We start from the raw sequence: 20137 nt of genomic DNA on the forward strand, positions 1-20137 counted from the left end.
TTTTTATTTTTCCTCGTCTTTATTTTTAATATCATCATTTTGTTCATCAGATTTTATTTCAACTTCAAATACTTCCTCAATATAGTGATCGCTTTCTGTTTCTGAAGTTCCAGTCATATTGCTTGCAATATTTTCTTCATCCGTTGGTTGGTAGGTATTTTCTGTTAATGACTCTGAAGTTTCTTTTACTTTGTCATATATTTTAGTTGAAGTATCTATTACATTAACTGTAATTTTTGCAATATCTTTTGCAACTGCAATAACATTTGGAGATTTAGCTGCATTTTTAATTAATTTTGCAGCAGAATTACCTATTTTTGAAATAGCTTTATAAGCTAATTCTTTTGTTTTTGCTGCATCTAAAATTTCAGATGCATCTTTTACATCAGCAATTTTCATTTCTATTTGAGCGGTAATTTCATCAGATTGTACACTTTGTGATTTTTCTCACGCTTCCTCTAAACTAATAATCAAACGTTTTAATTGTGGACGATATTTTTTAAGTGAATTCACAAAATCTTTTCTTAATTCAGAACCTTTTTTTGGCGCCATCAGCAGTCCAAGTGTTACAGCCGCTCCAAATTTTAGTCATTTAAACATACTCATTAATCCTCGCTATTTGCAAAATCACGAAGTTTATCTATTAATCGATAAGCTAAATCTCGATTTCTAGCAGCTACTTTTACTCATGATTTAATATTTCTTTTAGCAAATGCATCAAAAATATCAATATAATTTGAAATATGGGCAACTGTGCTTACAGTTGCATTTAACATTTCTGATTTATAAGTCATATCTTCGAAAAAATAATCTACTTTTTTTGCAGCAGCTCTAATACGGCGCAAAACCAAAATAGCATATAAAACAAAAATAATTGCCAATACCAGTAAAATAATAATTAAAATAGTTGTAGCTATTTGTGCTGCATTATTTGCTAGTAACATAATATACAAATACATAATTTTTACCTCAATTCAATCGTTATTATTATACATAATAAAAATAAAAGCACAAATTGTTGTTCTAATTTGTGCTTTTATTTATTGAAAAATTTTAATCATTGTTCTCTATTTGGATCATGCATAGTTTGTTCTAATTCGGCTTCAAGTTCTATTGCTTCTTGTTCTGACATTTTTGCAATTCTTTCATATGCCTTATTTATATCTCATTGATTTTTTTTATCTAATTCTAATGTTTTATCAAGAACTTCTGTGATACCACCATTGTCATTTATTTCTTTTAATCTTTGAAAAAAAACATTTTGCCCTGCTTTAAAATTGGAATTATCTCGGAAATTTTTTAATTGTCTAAAATAATTACTATCCCATGCAAGCTTAGTATTTTTTTTATTTTTCTCTGTTTTTTGTTGTTGATTTCGCATATTAATAATTCTATTAACTCTGTCTGCGGCCGCAATATTTGCATTTCTAAATATACGAGCTCGTCTATCGGAAAATGATAAACCTTCAAATGTAGTATCAATATTCATAATTTCACCATCTAGTTTTGGATTATCTTTTTTAACATTTGAAACTACTTTTTTTGCATTTAATGAATATTTATGCTCTTTATTTAAATTACTCATTTCATCATAAGACAATGTTTTAGCATTAATTTTATTTTGCTTTTTGGCTTGTTTTTGCAAATTAGCTAATGTTTTTGCAGTTTCTTGATGAGTAATTTTAAATTCTTTTCTCTCTTCTTTTCTTGGTTTTATCAATGTCTTTTTAGTTTTTTTATCTATTTTTTGTCCATTAGAATAATAATCAAAATCAAAAGGCACTTTTTCTGAATTAACTTTTCTTGGTAATAATTTCTCATCATTTTTATGTTCATTTTCATTAATATGTCTTCTTGATTGAATTTGATTATATTCTTTTAATTTAATCGGATCTGAATATATTTCTAGTGTTTTTTCAACGTCAGCTTTTATTTTTTCAGATTCCTTATTTAATTTATTAATTTTTAAATCTATATTTTTTGATTCAGATTTAATTTTTGATGCCTCAGAAATTAGTTGATGAACCTTTCTTGCTTGTTCTTTTAAAAAATCTACTTTTTCTGACTCATTTTCCAATATTTTCTTTTTAAAATTCATATTTTCAAGTTCATTTTTAATGTGTTGTTCTAATGATTCTGGAGAATTATTATTTGTATTATTCATTAATTCATAATCTATTTCATCTAATGTTGATTCAATATTTTGTATTCCAGATGAATCATTATGTTGTGCTTTATAAATTGGCGATGTCTCTATTTCGTTATTTTTTGGTGGTACTAGTGGTAAATTTGATTCATCATCAAAACGATCTTTAAAACCAACTGCTCTTTCTGTATATTTTGTATTAGTTACTCCTAAAGCCTCTCTATTTGCTTCTATTATTGCACTTCTTTTTTCTGTAGCTTCTTTTTGAAGGCGCATTTTTCTTTCAAATTCACTTTCAATTGGTTGAATATTTAAATTTGATTCAAATTGATTTCTATCTCTTTTTATTTGAGCTTCCTCTTGTAAACGTCTTGCTCTATCTAAGATTGATTCTTCCGGTTTCATGTTGGCATTATGCTCATCATAAAAATCTTTTGCGCGTTGTGCATAATAGGATGTTGAAGTTTGAGATTTTGTTACATCAGTATATAAATCGTCATCAACTTCTCCTCTTCCCCTTAAAGCATTATCTATTTTTTTTAATCTTGCTATAGTTGGGTCATTTTTTTCAACATCTTCTTGAATTCTTGCAGAATTCATTTTAGCTCTGTTTAAAATTGAATCTAAAGCAGATGGTTCTCTTTTAATTACTTCTTGAGTTTCTAAATTTTTTCTAATATCTGCTATTTTATTTTTTACTTCATCTGTTGTTTCAATTGAATCTTCATCATTAACTAGATTTTCTACTGTATTAAATTGAGAAAGTATATCGGTTGAAGCTTGTGGATCATCTGAAAACACAGGTTCCATATTCAAAAATGGATCATCTGAATATGTTCAATGATTTGGCTGTCTTTCTTCTACTTCGCTATCCAAGATTTCATTATTACGCTTTTTTGTCATAATAAATCACACTCCAGTCATACAATAATATTATAACTCAATTTTACTTAGTCTGTCAGATAGTATATTTTTACGCCCAACTTTTGCAATATCTTTTCCGTCAATATTAACTGCATCACCCGTAAAAGTGATTTTTTTCTGTGTAATGGCCTCTCCAATACCATAAATATCTACTGGAGTTTTGCAATTTTCAAAATAGTTTATTTTTTCTGCATTAAATCCAGAAGAAACAATTATTTTGACAAATTCAAATCCGTTGTTATCTAAATTTTGTCTTACTGCAAAAACTAATTCTGGGCAAACACCATGCAGGTCTTTATTTTTATCATATTCATTTGCATGTTCTTGCAAGAATTTATCTATTAACGTTTTTGATGTATCCAGTCGAATATATTTTAATTTTTCCCCAAAATGTTTGGCAGCTTTTAATGAATCGTTCACACAATCGTTTGCAAAATCAACCAAAACTGTTAAATCATTATCTGGATAATATTTGCAAAATGCCTCTGCCGCTTTTATTAAATCACCATCATAAGATTGTATTAGTGCGTGCGGCATTGTTCCTTGCGGCTTTTTGACATTTTCATCATTTATATATTTTATAGCAGCAAGAGAGACAAAATTTCTGATTCCACCAACATATGATGCATAACCATCTATTGATTGTAATAATGGGTGATCTGATCTATCATTCATATTTAAAACAATTTTTTTATTTGCTGCTTCTGTTATTTCAAAAGATGATGTAGCAACTGAAGTTGACCTTGATAAAATTCCGTCAATAAGTCCTTCTAATCATCCAAATATATAATAGGGCCCTGTTATTTTTAAAACTGGTTCCATGTTATTTACTAAATCGCCATCATTTAAAGCATAGACGATTAATTTATCGTTATCTGTAATCATTGATAAAACCTGTAAAACTTCTGAAATACCACACAAAATTACATTATCAGTTCTTTGAAATCATTGCATTGTGACTTGTTGATTTGGATGTTCGTGTTTTAAAATATTTCTTGTTTTAATAAAATAATCTGCTAAATAATAATTTGAAATTAACTCACGACTTATATTAAATTTTTGTTTCATTATTTTCTATCACCTGTCAAAACGATTTTCCTATGCAATTTTTATAAGCTTCTTCTTCCAAAATTATTATTCCGTCATCATTAAAATTTGCTCGTTCAATATTTAATTCTTTTTTTGAGACTAACATTCCGTTAGAGTCAATTCCTTTAAGTTTAGTATATACAATCGTTTTTCAATCAAACATTACAGCTCCATCTTTTGCGGCAACCACTAATTTATTTGCCTCTACATTATTCGCTCCACAAATAATTTGCGCTAATTCATTATTTCCAAAATCTACAGTGGTCTTATGCAAATGTGTTGATTCTATTTTTTCGCATGTTAAAATTCTTCCTATCACAAATTTTTCCCCTATTGGATAAGCTAATTTCAAACTATTCAATTTTTTTATTATAAATTTAATGGCACTACTTGTTTCTCCTAATCAAGGAATTTCAAAATTAATTTCTTTTGAAACATTAAAAAAATTTGCACCAACTAATTTTTCATCTTTATAAAATAAAATAAAATCATCATTTTTTTTAATTAAATTATTTTCAATTGGTAAAAATTGAACAATTAAAGTATCAAAACTAGCCAAATAATTGATTCCTCACATAACAATACCTCATTAACACAATAATACACCATTAAAAAAAATATTGTAAAATTTTTATACATTGTTTTGAAATATCATACGAAAAGAGTTATTATAAAAGAAGTTAAATATACTTTGTATAAATGTGGAGGAAAAATGAAAATAGCTATATTAACAGACTCATGTCTAGGTGGAGACCCACATAAATACTCTAACATGACAATAATACCATTAATGATTACAAAAGAAGATGGTACACAAATTTACGATGATGAAAATTTTAACAAAGATGACTTTTATAATTTGTTAGAGAAAGAAGCATTAAAAACGAGTCAAACAATTACAGGCGACGTAATTAATGCTTATGATAAAATGTTAGAAAAATATGATCAAGTTGTAGTCATGTTATTATCAAAAGGTTTATCCGGACAATATCAAACTGCACTTATGCTTGCAAATGAAGAAAAATATAAAAATAAAATTTTCGTAGTTGATACTAATGGTGTTTCGATTGTAATGGAACACTTAATTGATAGAGTGTATGATTTTATTGAACAAGGTTTGAATGGCACACAAATTAAAGAAAAAATAGAAAGTTTGAATAATAAATTTGTAGGTTTTATTATTCCTAAAAATTTAAAAACACTAGTTAGAGGAGGAAGGATTTCTAAAGCAGCTGCAGGATTTGCGAAACTTCTAAAAATCAATCCAATTCTAAGATATAATGGTCAAATTGATAAATTTTCAAAAGAAAGAACTTTTAAAAAAGCAGTAAGGCTTGTATTGGCGCAAATACAAAAAGAAATACCAGGAATTACTCAAATTGATTTAACTTATTCAAGATCACCAAAAGAAACAATTGATCTTGTTCATGGCATTATTAATGATAGTGGCTTAATTATCAATTTAGAGAGAGACCTATCAAATGTAATTGCAGCTCACACCGGAACTGAAACATTTGCTTTTATAGCTTGAATGAAAGAAGAATAGATAAATATGAATATCGGTATTTTAGTTGACAGTGCATCTGGATTTAAAGTAGAAGAATTGAAAGATGTAAATATAGAATTAATTCCATTACATATAATATTACCTGATGGTAATGATTTTTTAGATACACCAGAACTTGCAAAAGAATTTAATTTTTTGGATAGACTTAAAAATAAAGAGGATATAAAAACATCACAAGCTTCTCCTGGAGAGTTGGAACAAAAATACGATGAAATGTTAGGAAAATATGACCACATTATTCATATTACAATTACAAAAAATATTTCTTCAATGAACGCTACAGCTCAAATGGTGGCGAATGATGAAAAATACAAAAATAAAATTACCATTTTAGAACATAATATGGCGGCGAATGGATTAAAAAGAATGGCTTTATATCTTGATAAAATGATTAAAGATGGGTTAGAATTAGACAAAATCATTAAAGAAGCAGCTATTATTGAAAAAGAATCTTATCTTGGTATAGTGCCAGGAGATTTGGCTAAGTTAGCTAGAGGCGGCAGAGCTAAAGCAATCATCATTAAATTATTAAATATTATGAAAACAAAATTGCTGATTCACTGATTAGAAAAACCTAAAAATGAAGCTTCTGGAAGAACAATTACTCAAGTTACAGAAAAATTGCTGAAAATACTAAAGAAAAAATATGGTTCTACACATTACACAATTACTTTTGTACATACAGCAGAGACAAATCCTAGATATGTAAGCTCAGCGCAAAAAGTATTAGATGATGCAAAAATATCTTACATAACAGAAGAGTTACCAAATATTTATGCTGCACACGCGGGTGTTGAAACAATTGGTTTCATTGTTTTACCAAATAAATACTTTATAGATTAAAAAATTTTGATAATAAAAGTAATTTTATTATCAAAATTTTTTTAGATATTTTATATAATCACTGAATACTATTAAAAATAAGCAATCTATTTTTTAAATTTTACAACTTGCGAAATAATTTCAATAATTACATCTACAGCTTTTCCCATAGTTTCTAAACATATGAATTCATATTTGCCATGCATATTTTCTTGACCTGAAAATAAATTTGGTGTTGGCAATCCCATGAAAGAGATTTTTGAACCATCCGTTCCTCCTCTAATTGGATTAATATGTGGCTCTACACCAACGCTTTTCATTGCAGATACAGCCACATCTACTGCCAACATATCTTTTTCTAATACTTCTCTCATATTGTAATATTGATCTTTAATTTCAACAGAAAATCTTTCAAAATTATATTTCTTATTTAATTTAATCGCAGTATCTATCAAAAATTGTTTTCTAAAATTAAATTTTTGTTTATCGTGGTCTCTTACAATATAAGTCATTTTGCCTTCTTCAAGGTTAGTATTTAAATTAGTCATAAGATAAAATCCTTCATAACCTTCAGTTTTTTCAGGAACTTCATTTACAGGTAATTGATTATCAAATTCAATTGCCAATTTTGAAGCATTTATCATTTTATTTTTTGCATATCCAGGATGAACAGAAACACCATTCAATTTAATTATTGCTTGAGCCGCATTAAATGATTCGTATTCTAAATAACCTAATGGACCACCATCCAATGTATAGGCAAATTTTACATTAAATAGATTAACATCAAAAAGATCGGCCCCTCTGCCTGTTTCTTCATCTGGTGTAAAGGCTATTTTAATTTGTCCGTGTAAATAATTTGGATTATCATAAATAAACTCTACCATTGACATTATTTCTGCAATTCCGGCTTTATCGTCTCCGCCCAATAAAGTTGTTCCATCTGTAGTAATTAATGTTTTGCCCTCATAATTTTTTAAATTTGGGAATAAATTAGCTTCCAATTTTATGTTTTTCTCTTCATTCAAAACAATATCTTTTGAATCATAATTTTCAATTATTCTAGGATTGACATTTTTAGCATTAAAATCAGCCGTATCCATATGAGCAATAAAACCAATTGGCACAACATTTTCAAAATTTTTACTTGCTGGAATAGTTGCAATTATATAATGTCCTTTGATAATTTGAATATCTTTTATTCCAAATTTTTTTAATTCTTCAATTAATTTATTTCCAAAATTTATTTGTGAAGTTGTTGTTGGAATACTTTTAGAATTTTCATCAGACCTTGTTTCAAATTTTACATAGTCAACAAATCTTGTTAGTAAATTTTTATATTTCATTTTTATCCTCCAATATGATTATTTTATGCTATAAATAAAAAATTAACAATTAAAAAATGAAACTAAACTAATTTCATTTTTTAATTGTTAATGGCAGGGGTGGCAGGACTTGAACCCACGACACTCGGATTTGGAGTCCGATGTTCTACCAACTGAACTACACCCCTATAAAAAAACGATCATATGATCGCAAAAATTAAATATGGCAGGGGTGGCAGGACTTGAACCCACGACACTCGGATTTGAAGTCCGATGTTCTACCAACTGAACTACACCCCTAAATATCAACACAATTATACTAACAAAAAATGAATTTGTAAATAACTAATATTAATAAAAAACAATTTATTAGTTAACACAACTTGTCAATATTATTTTTTATACAATATACTAAAAATATTCACTATTTTTTTTCTACTAAAATAGTTAATTCGCGAATTAAATCTTCAACTGATTTGATTTCTAATAATGTTTCATCACTAAATGTAACACCAGTTTTTTCTTCTAATGTAACAACCATATCCATTATATCTAAAGAATCTAATCCTAATGAATCAAATAAAGTAGAATTTGTTATTTCGCCCTTGGCTCCTTTTTGTTTTAAAACCTTTTTTATTTCTTCCATATAGTTCATACTATCACCAATATTATTATACATCTAATTATTATAAATATAAACTCAATTTATATAGTTATTTTCTTTGTCATCTGAATAAGAAACCAATATTTTTTTGGTGTATATCTGTCATCAACTTTAAAACCTAATTTTAAAAAGTTCAAATTGGGATTTAATTTTATGAATTTACTAAATATAAGAAATTTAAAATAGTCTATATTAAAATAATGTCCGTTACTATTATATTTTGTAAATTGCAGTATTTCCGCTTTGTTAAAGTGTATATCGTCCTTGTCGTTATCAAATCCAGAATTATCATTAGAAGGATTTTCATTCACAATTGGGGGATTAATATTATTTCCCTGTGTAAAATTTGCATTGTATTTATTAATATAGTCAACAATAAAATATGAACCTGTAAATAAAACTGCAATTGACGTTAGACCACATATAAAAATTTTTCATGATTTATTTAATTTCATTTACTCAATACTCCTTAATTATTTGCTGAAAAATACTATAACTTAAATCCTCTTGTAAATATTGCGAAATCTCTTCATATGTTAATTTCAAAAAGCCAATTTTTGTTAAATCAAAAAAATCTTGATTATAATTTTCGCTTTGATCAAGAAAATTTGTTTCATCACTATCAACTATTTGATCTACTGAAATAGTTGAATAAACTTTTTCAGTATTTATCATAATTTCAAAATCTAAATTAGTCTTGCCTATTGTATTTGGATTTAATACAAAGCCATTTTTTTGATTATTATCTAATTCAATTTTTTTAGTTATTGGGTTATAAACTGTATTATTATCAATTGAAACATCAATTACTTGATTATCTTCTTTTGATTCAAATAATGTGGGCTGTGCATTTTCTTCATATAATTTTTTCATATTATCTGCTGGTAGATTTAATTTTACATTTATCATAGGTAGATCAAATGAATATTTTTTATTTATGAATTCATTAATAACCTTTAAATAATTAAACGAATCATCACTAGATATATTTTTAAAACTACTCATTGCAAATTCATTTACTTGCGATGATAAATATGTAGATTTAGTTATTTTAAATAATTTTCTTATTGGTTTATTAAAAAAATTGATTTCATTTTCATAATTTATTTTAAAATTTTCAATTATTGCTGAATTGAATCAATTAATTTCTTTTGTATCGCTATTATAATTCATATAAATAAAAATTTCATTTCTAGTATTTATATTTGTAATTTTATTTGAATTATCATAAACAAAATCTCCACCATCATCTTTTAAATTTATAGAAATAACGCCTTTCGTATGTCTATTAAGATTTCCTTTATATGATTTTACTTTTGTATGTAAATCAAAAATAAAATTATTTACATTATCTTGATTGATTAAATCATAACTAATTTCTGTTGCAAAAATTCAATCTGTTTCATAATTGAAATGTTTATCATCTGAAATTTTTAATTTCATACTTTCTGCATTAAATTGATCATTCTCTCCAAATTTAATTGGAATATTGCCGTTTGCAGTTTCTGCAGATAACGAAAATGAAAAATTTATTAATTCTAAATAGCCGGTTTTTATCTCTAAAATATTTTTTAATAATGCAAAATCAGAAATTTTTTTAGTCGCGGCAAAATTTGGCCTGAAATAAAGTTTATAATTTCCTTTATCGCCTGATATTGATTGATTTACAAACATGACATCAACAGATAAAGTCCAATCACCATCATAAGCATTTACAAATAATATTTGTTTGAAATTTTCTGCCATAGTTATACCATAATTATTATTTTGTTCATTTTGAATAATCATTTACTCACCTCCAATCGTATATGTATTTTTAAAATTTTTAAATGAAATTTTTAGCAAATATTAAAAAACACCCGATTGAATGGGTGTTTAATAGATTGCAAAAATAAAAATTTATTTTGACATTATTATCTTTAAATTGAAATTAATTCTGGATTTTCTAAAACTTCTTTAAGTCTTGATAGAAATCTTCCCGCTTCCGCAGCATCAAGTATTCTTTGGTCTACTGTTAATGAAACGTTCATCATAGCTTTGATTGCTAATTTTTCATTATCAACTACAACAGGCTTTTTAACTATTTTGCCTATTCCTATAACTGCAGCATTTGGGTAAAATATAGTTGGCGTTGCTTGTATTGCTCCAACATTTCCATAATTTGCAAGCGTTATAGTTGAGCCTGATGTTTCATAATTAAATAATTCACCACGTCTTAGTCTTCCTGTTATTTCTTTTACATCAATTGCTACTTGTTTTAAATTTAATTTTTCAACAAATTTCATTACAGGAACAATTATTCCTTCAGAAGTTTCTGTAGCTAAACCTATATTGTGATAATTTTTGATAATTTGTTCATTATTTTCTGGATCATACTGTGAATTTAATTTTGGATATTCAATCAAAGATATTGAAATTCCTTTAATTATAAAAGCTATTGTTGAATAAATAATTCCATCTTGAGAATTTTTTTTCAAAATATGTTTCAATTTCAAAAGTGCTGTCATATCAACTTCTGTTGATATTGTTAGTGGTGGAATGTATGATTGAGATAAAATCATCGATTTTACAGCAGGCATTCTTGTTACATTAATTTGTTCTCGTTGCTCATCTTTTGTATTGGAATGAATATCTAAATATGCTGAAGTTGGTGGTAATGAATTATTTCTATTAATAGTATTATCATTTGCTGGATTTGAAAAATTCACAGTTTGCATATCGGCATTATTTTCTAATGGTGACAATAAATTATTTTTTCTTGCAAAATTATCAAGGTAATTATTTATAATTAATTTCATATTTTGATTATCTACGCCACCAGAAGAAAACGACTGCATCATATATTGCATCATCATATATTGCATCATTTTTGTAAAAAAATCATCTGGGTTCGAATTTGATAAATTTGGATTACCTAACGATGCATTTGCATAATCTAATTTATTATTTTGTTTTAGTAATTCCTTCAAATTTTCAATTTCTTTTTTTAAATATTCCACGTTATCTGAACTCATTTGAAAATCACCATTCTGATTGTTATTTGTATTTATACTATTAAAATTATTAAATGAATTATCATTATTTATAGTTTGTTTGTTTTTTTCATTTATAGGATAATCCATCAAATGTAAATTAGAATTTTGTTGATTATTCATTTCATTTGAATTAACAGATGTTGTTTGATTATTTTGTATTTGTTGCAATCATTTTGAAAACTCAACAGTTCCATTTGGGGTATCTTTATACATTAAAAAATTAACAGCACCTGTATTTGCATCTTGAAAAGGCAAAGTTTGTAAAAAATATTCTGGTATTTGTACGCCATTAATTTCAGTTTCTACTTTAGGTTTTGAAAGTATATCGCTATTTGTAGAATCAAAATTAATTTTAGAATTATTGTTTGCAATTGCCTGATTAACAATCGCACTTGAAAAATTGGTTTCCACAGATGGTTTACCCATAAATTCATTCATTCTATTTCTAATGGCATCTCTTTGATTTCTAGTTTTAAATAATTTTTCTCTTCTTTGTTGATCATACAAATCAGCAATTTTTTTATCTGTATAGTTTAAATCTTCTTTTTCAGAAATTTTATTTAATAAAGTAGATGGTGCAACAGATGGCATTCTAGAAAATCCGCCAATTGAATTATTATTTGCATCAATCACCATTTCTTCTTCATCATTATTTAAATAATCTCCTCATATAGAAGAACTTCGAACAGAATCGGCATTTTGTTTATCTAAATAAGCATTAGTCATTTGTACTTCATCTTTTTGTTGCGCTGGATATGCTCTTCATTGAGAATTTTCATCATCATCAGTCACTTTTTTAGCATTATTTTGATTGTCTTTGTTTCTAACAGAAGTTGCAACAAGATCACTTTTAACTGCATTTGGATCGCCGCCTGAATTATTAAATTTTTCTAATCTATTTTGAATAATATTTCTTAAAATTAATGGCCTTCCATTTTCATCTAAATTATCCATTGCAGAAACAACTTTTTCTGAATTATCATTTTCTTTAAAATTGTTTTCTTCTAATAATTTCGCCTTTCTAGCTGCAACCATTTGTCTAAATTTTGAAGCACCTTCTAAATTTGAAGTATTTAATAAAGCTGCAGCATCATTATTATTATTTACTGCATCTTGGATAGACATATTTGACAATTTTTCAATATCTTCTTTTGATTGTGGTTTTGGAGCATTTGGTGAATTTGAAATAGAATTTGCTATATTTGCTCTCATCTGTGCAAATCTGTCTAATGGTTTGGAATCTTGAACACCTTCACCTAACGCACCCATAATTTTGTTATAATTAGGTTCGGTCATTATATCAGATGCTGTTTGAGAATATGGAGTTCTTGCCATCATATTTCTATCATATACTACAGCTCCCGAATAGTTATCTCGTTCATCTTCTGCTGAAGTTAGATTGGATTCATCAAAATTGTGTACAATTTCTTCATCTTTTATATTATTATTTTTGATTTTTTTAGGTCTAAATTCTTTTTTATCATCTGTATAAATTGAAGCTAATATGGTACCGTTTTTTACTGGTGAGCCTAATTTTATTGTTCTTGAAATTATCCCATCAGCATTTGCTTTAATTACAACTTCCCCAAAATCCATTTCAACCAAAGCAAAATCATCACCAAAATGAATATTATTGCCATTAAATAATCATTTTTTTAGTCTGCCTTTTGATGATAAATTTCTTGCTCGCAAATGAACCATAATTGCTCAATCCCCTTTTGATTATTTATACAAAAAACAATTTAATTATAACACAAGAAAAATTCTAGTTTTTTGATGTTTTTCGAAACATTGATTAATAGTGTTTTTTTTACGTTATTTTATAAAAAAATAAGATTTAGTTTATAATCTGTATAGGTAACAAAAACACAAAGTTTATGTTAATTACAAAGAAGCTATAAATTATTTGACTAAAATTAATAAAAGAAGGGCTAGGTAATTATACTTATGTACAAAGAATTAATTGCAACCAATTATAATTACAAAACGCCAATAAATTCAAGTGATGATGAAAAGATAAAATTCACTTTTAATTTTAAGAATGCACCATCTATAACTTTTGCTTACAATTTAGATTATATTAATGCTTGTTTAAAAGATGTTGAAATAATTAATAAAGAATACGAAAATTCAGGAGATTGAATTGATTATTTAAATTTTGCATTTACAGAAGTAAGGTGCGCCATGCATATTGAAAATGTTGATGTTGACAGAAAACAAATTGGTGCAATATACAATAATGCAGTACCGATTAATCAAAATGAAATTGTAATTCAAAATTTCTTAAAAATTGTAATATCCATAATTGATAATCAATTTAATACAGAACAATTTTCTTTAAAAGATATAGAAGATAATTGAGCTATTTTGGCTAGCAAATTACCTGACTTAAATGAAAATCATAAGCAATATAGGCAAAATAAAATTATCCTAAAAAATAATATTGCAACACTAGATCCAGAGTTAATTCCAGAAGCTTTAGAACAGCTAATTTTATTTATTAATAATAAAAATGATGGCATTCATCCATTAGTTAAATCTTTTATGATTGAATTATTTTTATTATGAATTCATCCCTATGAAAAATACTCTGAATTTTTGGCAAGAGAAACTGCTTGAAATTGATCTCAGAGATTTACAAACTGAAAAAGAAATGGTTTTTTTGCTTTTTATGTAGATACTTTTAAAGAATTCTACAGAAATCATTTTTCGCAAGTATTTGAAAATCAATTCGATTTATCCTATTTTATTAAACTAGGTTTTGAAAGATATACATATATTATAAAATGATCTTACATTAGATATGAAATTGCATCTTCATCTGGACCAAGATTAACGCAACAACAAATTAGAATTTTAATATTTATGAAATTGGATAAAAAATGAGAATTTATCATAGATGATTTTAGTAATTTTTTAGATAATATAGAATTCAATATGACAATTGATAAATTAATGCAAAATATTTCTAAATTAATTGAATTGTCATACTTAATTGAAATTGAACCTGGTAAATGAAAAATAAATCATGATGTTGAATATATTAATAAAAATATAGATAGTAAAAATAATTATTAAAATCAAGAACCAATAAAAATTCCAAAACAAATTAGAAGAACCAAAGAAAAAGCAGTTGTTGAAAATATAATTAATCATCAATTTCAAAATGCAAATGTTCTTTTTTTGCTAGTACCAAAATGCTGAAAAGATTCTTGATTTTCTTTTGTTCTCTTTTTAAAATAAACTATAAATCAAGACATAAAAATAATGCCAAGTGCGCTTATAATTGAAAGCACTAAAGTTATAATTTGAACTGTTGACATAATAATTTACCTCTTTAATTTCTAATCTTGTTGATTATATCAAACAAAAAAGATTTAATTAAACTTGCCATGGAAATTTAGGTGGTTTAGCTACTTGTTTTTGTACATAATTTTTTTTATCTTCTAATGGATTATAAATATTTGGTCTGTAGTTAATTTCTTTGTAAGGGATTGGTTTAATATATTTTTTTAGCTTTTCATTAATGTTATAAAGTGAAAATAATTTTGCAAGCAAAGACAGATATTTTTTAAATGAAAATCAAAAAATTAATGGTGCAAATAAACCGGCACCTAAAAAATTTCCAACAATTGTAGGAATAATAACAAATAATGCATATAAATATAAGAATGAAAATTCTATAGTTATTTCACCTAAGAATGAATTTTTTTCTATTATTATAGTATTTCCACTATCCATATAATTTTTTATTGCATACACATGAATTTGGGTTTCCGACATATAAATACAAATTTCAGATAATAAATAAATTATAGACAATATTGCGTGATTTAGTAAAGCACCACAAATTAATGACATTGTAAAAAAAATTAAAGTTACCCTTATTGTCACTTTATTTTTAGACATTTTTTCAAAAACATGAGATAGAAAAATCAAAATTCCTGTAACTATACTTATCGCTAAAATAGTTATTATGGTTATTAAAATATTTGAAAATGAAATTGCAAATGCAATTGGCGGTGCAATAGATGAGTTCATTTTATTGGCCATAAGATTATTAACATATTCTAAAATATAACTACCAATTGAAGAAAAACTTTTAAATAAAAGTTCATTAATGATAGTTGCTATTTCTTGATTCTTAAATACACCACTAAAAAATTCAATAGCTATTATTGCTATTATGCCTAAAATATTTCCGAAAAATGATCATACAATTGATTTAATATAATCATAAAAAGATACACTTCCTTTTATCTGTACTAAAGAAGCTACAAAAAAATTTGTAAACAAAGTCATTCCAATAAAAGACACCATCACAAATGAAATAGGCATTATCAAACTAAAAAGTAATAATTTTATTCCAAAAAGAGAATCATTATCTAAATTAGACATTATATAGATTGAAAATATAAATGTACTTGTAATTATTAAACCACAAATAAAACCAAAAAATAATTGATACATTGAATGTTTGTGCACTCTATATACTATAGTTTTTCAAGCTCCTATAATTCCGTCTACTATATAAGCATGATTATTATTTAAAATTGAGTAATTTTCTGATTCTAAATCGATTTTGTTTCTCATTAATTTTTCATATTTATTTCTTGATATAATTTGACGACGAGTTTTTTGTTTTGCTGACATAACATCACCTCGTACACATGTTAATATTTTATCATATTTGACATAAAAATGCTTTGGTCCAAACCAAAGCTATAATAAAATTATTCAAAATGTAATATTTACATAAATTTTTATTTATAATCTAATATTTTTCTTTTTAACTTCTCTCCAAATTCAGAAATACTCATTGTGTACTGATTATTTGATCCATATTTTCTATAAGTAATGGTTTCAGATTCCGTTTCCTTATCTCCCAAAACTAATTGATATGGTATTTTTCTAATTTGTGATTCCCTGATTTTATAACTCAAGCGTTCTTCTTTTACATTTATTTCACATCTAATATTATATTTTTTCAAATAATTTTTAACTTTATTTGCATATTCATTGTTCATATTAAAATTAACCGGAATAATTGCTACTTGAATTGGAGATAATCAGAATGGCAATTTACCTCTAGTTTGTTCTAACAATACTGAAATAAATCTCTCATATGTTCCAATTAAACCTCTATGTATCATAATAACTTTTTTTTCTACATTATTTGAATCTATATAATTTACGTTAAATTTATTTGGTAATAAAAAATCTAATTGTATTGTAGATACAGTAATTTCATGACCAATTGCAGTTTTACATTGAATATCTAATTTTGGCCCATAAAATGCTGCTTCTCCAATCATTTTTTTATATGGTATTTTTAAATTTATTAATGTCTGTTCTAGTTGTTGTTCTGCAGAATCTCACATTAAATCATCATTAAAATATTTTTCTTTGTTATTTTTATCTCTCAATGATAAAGAAAAATAATCTATTTCAATATTAAAAGTTTTTAAAACCTCACTGATTAATTTATAACAAATTTCAAATTCTTGACCGATTTGATCTTGCCTTGCAAAAATATGTGAATCTGTTAATTCCATAGACCTAACACGTTCTAATCCCGTCAAAGAACCTGAAGATTCATATCTGTGTTGTAAAGCATGTTCACAATATCTAATAGGCAGTTCTCTGTAAGAATGTTTTTTATTTTTATATACTTGTATGTGATGAGGACATGACATTGGTTTTAAAACAAATTCTTCATTATCACTCATTTTCATTGATGCAAACATATTTTCTTTGTAATGATCAAAATGACCTGAAATTTTATATAAATCTATCGTTCCAATAACTGGCGTTTCTATTGGAATAAAATCGAATTCTCATTCTTTTTGTTTTAAATATTTTTTTATTTCATTTTTAATAATTGCTCCGTTCGGTAACCAAATCGGCAATCCTTGGCCTATTAAATTTGAAAACGTAAAAATATCCATTTCTTTTCCTATTTTTCTGTGATCACTATCTTTTCTCACTTGCAACACATCAATATATTTATCAAGTTCTTGTTTAGAAGAACGAACAAATCCAGAAAGTCTTTGAATCATTTTTTGAGATGAATCGTTGTTCAAATAGGCTCCTGTAATAGAATTTAATTTAAAGTTTTTGATATCTTTGGACAACATAGTTGAAATATAAGTTGCTGGTATTTCTAAATCATCTATTAAATAAATTCCTTTATAATTTTGACCAGTCAAGAATTCATTTTGTTTAAATTTAGAAGTGTTTTTTTCATTATCAAATGTAATGGTAATATTTTTTTCTATCAAATTATTAATTTTTTTTGATATAAGTTCTAATTCCTGTTCCTTAATTGTTTCTTCACAATCAAAGTCTACAAAAAACATTTCATCATCTAATTCAATATTAATAAATTTGAAATCGACTCTTGTTTCTTTAATTGCCTTTGCAGCAATTAGGGCACCTGTATAATTAAGTACTTTTATTCCTGCTGGTGAATCTTTTGAAATTATGTCTAATTTACAATCAAAATTAATTTTAAAATTAACATCAAAAATTTCATTATCAATAAAACCAGCTATTGCTGATTTTCCCAATGAAATTGAAATATCTGAAGCTATTTCTTTAATAGACATAGGAGAAATATATTCTTTTACCTGTCCGTTTGTTAATGTTATGTGCATAATTTTAAATCCTTTCTTTTATTTTAAGAATTCAAAATAAAACTCCCAAAATAATATTTAGGAGCGACAAATTATTATTGACGCGGTACCATCCTAATTAGAATAAAAAATAATTATTCCATCTTTCACTTTGTAACGTAAAGCTTACGCCATATATTGTAAATTAAAGTAGTAATAATTTTAAAATTGATTAATTTTTCACCAAGCAATTAACTCTCTAAATTTGCCTTTTAAAATATTGTGTCTTTAAATATATAGAATTAAAATACGTGTTTAGTTTATCACATTTTGTATTTTTGTCAATAAACATCAAATTAATTTTATAATTGAATTTTATTAAAATAAAAAACTTTAATATAGATAAATTATCTTTTATATTAAAGTTTAAAAAAATATTTACTTAACTTCTATTTCGCGTATGTTTTCATTTCTTACAACAAGGATTTTTTCTCCATTTTTTGCTCCTCATTTTTTAGCTATTGAAGATAATTCTTCAATAGAATTATTTAAATCATCTAAATCTTTAGTTTTATTCATAAAAATAGAATGTCATATTCCAAAAGCATTGTATAATGATTCATCTTCAGAAACACCAAGTATTGTAACATTTGGTCTAAATTTTGAAATGGTTTTCAATAATTCTCCCGTTCTTGATAGCACAATTGCATATTCATATTTACCTGTTCTTGAAATTTCGGCTAATTCATTTGCAATTTCTGAACGCTGTCCAGAAGTAGTTCTTCTTGCTTGCTCTAAATTTTGTTCGTAATATAATTTACCATAAAATTCAATTTCAGCACGTTTATTAATTGTAGCCATTGTTGCTGTTGTTATAAATGGATACGATCCTGCTGCTGATTCACCAGATAGCATAGTAGCATCTGATCCTAATTCTGTAGCATAATATACATCAGTAACTTCAGCACGTGTTGGAGCTGGATTATCTGTCATTGATTCTAACATTTGTGTTGCAACAACAACAATTTTACCTTTTTCACGACATTTTCTAATAATTACTTTTTCTCAATATGGAACTTCATAATAAGGAATTTCCAAACCAAGATCACCACGGGCAACCATGATTCCATCCGAAGCATTAATAATTTCATCTATATTATCTATACCTAATTGAGATTCAATTTTTGAAATAATTTGAATTTTTTCACATTTTTGTTCTCTTAAAATATCACGAATTTGATTTACATTGTCAGCTGAATTAACAAATGAAGCAGCAATATAATCAATTCCCTGTTTACATCCATATTTAATATCGCTGATATCTTTTTCTGCTAAAAATGGCATTGAAAAATCTACACCAGGTAAGTTTATTCTTTTATTTGTTTTTACAATATGATGATTAAAAGCTTTAGCAATTACTTTTCCTGGTTCCACTGATTCAACAGTCATATTTAATTTACCATCATCAACTAAAATAACATCCCCAATTTTTAGGTCTTTTGACATATCATAAGAAACTGTCATTTCATTAGCATCACATTCTCTTGAATCGAATTCTTGTGGCAAAGTATAAATAGTAATTACTGAACCAGCAACTATTTTTTGTTTACCATCTTTCATTTTACCAACTCTAATTTCTGGACCTTTTGTATCCAATAAAATTGAAATCGGTTTTTTAAATTCATCTCTAATAGCTTTTGTAGCTTCAATTCTTGCACCATGTTCTTCAAAATCACCGTGTGAAAAATTTAAACGAATTGCTGTCATTCCAGCTTCGTATAATTTTTGAATATCTTCTTTTTTATGTGTAGAAGGTCCAATAGTAGTAATAATTTTTGTACGTTTAATTTTTTTGCTTAAATCAATTAAGTTCATATTCTTTCTCCTATATTTTATTTACATATGTATTTTAGCATTTTGACTATGTTTTACAAGATAAAACACTGAAATT

General features: G+C 26.0%; 17 protein-coding genes and 2 tRNA genes. 3 read left to right on the plus strand and 16 right to left on the minus strand.

The features are described from left to right. Positions 1 to 3: 3 nt before the first annotated feature. The 5 genes from AACK85_RS04410 to ytpR all read right to left on the minus strand — a co-directional run bounded on the left by AACK85_RS04410 (position 4) and on the right by ytpR (position 4736). A complete protein-coding gene (locus AACK85_RS04410; RefSeq protein ID WP_338969601.1) occupies positions 4 to 600 on the minus strand; it encodes a YtxH domain-containing protein in 597 nt (198 codons plus the stop codon). Between the two features lie 5 nt (positions 601 to 605). Then, positions 606 to 959, minus strand: a complete 354-nt coding sequence (locus tag AACK85_RS04415) for a hypothetical protein (RefSeq protein ID WP_338969603.1) — start codon at positions 957 to 959, stop codon at positions 606 to 608. A gap of 77 nt (positions 960 to 1036) precedes the next feature. Further along, the gene (locus AACK85_RS04420; protein WP_338969604.1) at positions 1037 to 3049 is read right to left on the minus strand and encodes a hypothetical protein; all 2013 of its coding nucleotides are present in this window, start codon (positions 3047 to 3049) and stop codon (positions 1037 to 1039) included. A gap of 30 nt (positions 3050 to 3079) precedes the next feature. Then, on the minus strand, positions 3080 to 4138 hold the full coding sequence (locus AACK85_RS04425; protein ID WP_338969606.1) for a nicotinate phosphoribosyltransferase: 1059 nt from the start codon (positions 4136 to 4138) through the stop codon (positions 3080 to 3082). Then, positions 4122 to 4736 carry a YtpR family tRNA-binding protein gene (gene ytpR, locus AACK85_RS04430; RefSeq protein WP_338969608.1) on the minus strand — a complete coding sequence of 205 codons (615 nt, stop codon included), beginning with the start codon at positions 4734 to 4736 and terminating at the stop codon, positions 4122 to 4124. The genes AACK85_RS04425 and ytpR overlap by 17 nt, the downstream gene beginning before the upstream one ends. Before the next feature lie 135 nt (positions 4737 to 4871). Between ytpR and AACK85_RS04435 the strand changes: the two genes are divergently transcribed. Next, entirely contained in the window at positions 4872 to 5705 is an 834-nt protein-coding gene (locus tag AACK85_RS04435; protein WP_338969609.1) for a DegV family protein, read from the plus strand. 6 nt (positions 5706 to 5711) lie between these two features. Then, a complete protein-coding gene (locus AACK85_RS04440; RefSeq protein ID WP_338969610.1) occupies positions 5712 to 6569 on the plus strand; it encodes a DegV family protein in 858 nt (285 codons plus the stop codon). Between the two features lie 86 nt (positions 6570 to 6655). On the opposite strand, the gene pepT is transcribed toward AACK85_RS04440, so the two are convergent. The 7 genes from pepT to AACK85_RS04475 all read right to left on the minus strand — a co-directional run bounded on the left by pepT (position 6656) and on the right by AACK85_RS04475 (position 13273). Further along, the gene (gene pepT, locus AACK85_RS04445; RefSeq protein ID WP_338969611.1) at positions 6656 to 7894 is read right to left on the minus strand and encodes a peptidase T; all 1239 of its coding nucleotides are present in this window, start codon (positions 7892 to 7894) and stop codon (positions 6656 to 6658) included. Positions 7895 to 7985: 91 nt separating this feature from the next. Next, positions 7986 to 8061: transfer RNA gene (locus AACK85_RS04450), tRNA-Trp, on the minus strand. A 36-nt stretch (positions 8062 to 8097) separates the two neighbouring features. Next, positions 8098 to 8173, minus strand: a tRNA-Trp gene (locus AACK85_RS04455). A 124-nt stretch (positions 8174 to 8297) separates the two neighbouring features. Beyond that, complete coding sequence (locus tag AACK85_RS04460) at positions 8298 to 8519, minus strand: acyl carrier protein (RefSeq protein ID WP_338969613.1); 222 nt, start codon at positions 8517 to 8519, stop codon at positions 8298 to 8300. Positions 8520 to 8578: 59 nt separating this feature from the next. Further along, complete coding sequence (locus tag AACK85_RS04465) at positions 8579 to 8992, minus strand: hypothetical protein (RefSeq protein ID WP_338969615.1); 414 nt, start codon at positions 8990 to 8992, stop codon at positions 8579 to 8581. Next, complete coding sequence (locus AACK85_RS04470) at positions 8979 to 10325, minus strand: hypothetical protein (protein WP_338969617.1); 1347 nt, start codon at positions 10323 to 10325, stop codon at positions 8979 to 8981. The genes AACK85_RS04465 and AACK85_RS04470 overlap by 14 nt, the downstream gene beginning before the upstream one ends. Positions 10326 to 10456: 131 nt before the next feature. Further along, the gene (locus tag AACK85_RS04475; RefSeq protein ID WP_338969618.1) at positions 10457 to 13273 is read right to left on the minus strand and encodes a 2-oxo acid dehydrogenase subunit E2; all 2817 of its coding nucleotides are present in this window, start codon (positions 13271 to 13273) and stop codon (positions 10457 to 10459) included. A gap of 246 nt (positions 13274 to 13519) precedes the next feature. Between AACK85_RS04475 and AACK85_RS04480 the strand changes: the two genes are divergently transcribed. Further along, positions 13520 to 14650, plus strand: a complete 1131-nt coding sequence (locus AACK85_RS04480; RefSeq protein WP_338969620.1) for a hypothetical protein — start codon at positions 13520 to 13522, stop codon at positions 14648 to 14650. On the opposite strand, the gene AACK85_RS04485 is transcribed toward AACK85_RS04480, so the two are convergent. The 4 genes from AACK85_RS04485 to pyk form a co-directional block, all read right to left on the minus strand. Continuing rightward, positions 14647 to 14895, minus strand: coding sequence for a hypothetical protein (locus AACK85_RS04485; protein WP_338969621.1), 249 nt, complete (start codon positions 14893 to 14895; stop codon positions 14647 to 14649). The genes AACK85_RS04480 and AACK85_RS04485 overlap by 4 nt on opposite strands. Before the next feature lie 58 nt (positions 14896 to 14953). Beyond that, positions 14954 to 16225 (minus strand): formate/nitrite transporter family protein, encoded by a 1272-nt coding sequence (locus AACK85_RS04490; protein ID WP_338969623.1) that lies wholly within the window; start codon positions 16223 to 16225, stop codon positions 14954 to 14956. Between the two features lie 110 nt (positions 16226 to 16335). After that, positions 16336 to 18228 (minus strand): threonine--tRNA ligase, encoded by a 1893-nt coding sequence (thrS, locus tag AACK85_RS04495; RefSeq protein ID WP_338969625.1) that lies wholly within the window; start codon positions 18226 to 18228, stop codon positions 16336 to 16338. Positions 18229 to 18624: 396 nt separating this feature from the next. Next, entirely contained in the window at positions 18625 to 20061 is a 1437-nt protein-coding gene (gene pyk, locus AACK85_RS04500; RefSeq protein WP_338969627.1) for a pyruvate kinase, read from the minus strand. Positions 20062 to 20137: the final 76 nt, after the last annotated feature.

The sequence above is a fragment of the Spiroplasma endosymbiont of Labia minor genome (genome assembly GCF_964019845.1).
GTDB lineage: Bacteria > Bacillota_I > Bacilli_A > Mycoplasmatales > Mycoplasmataceae.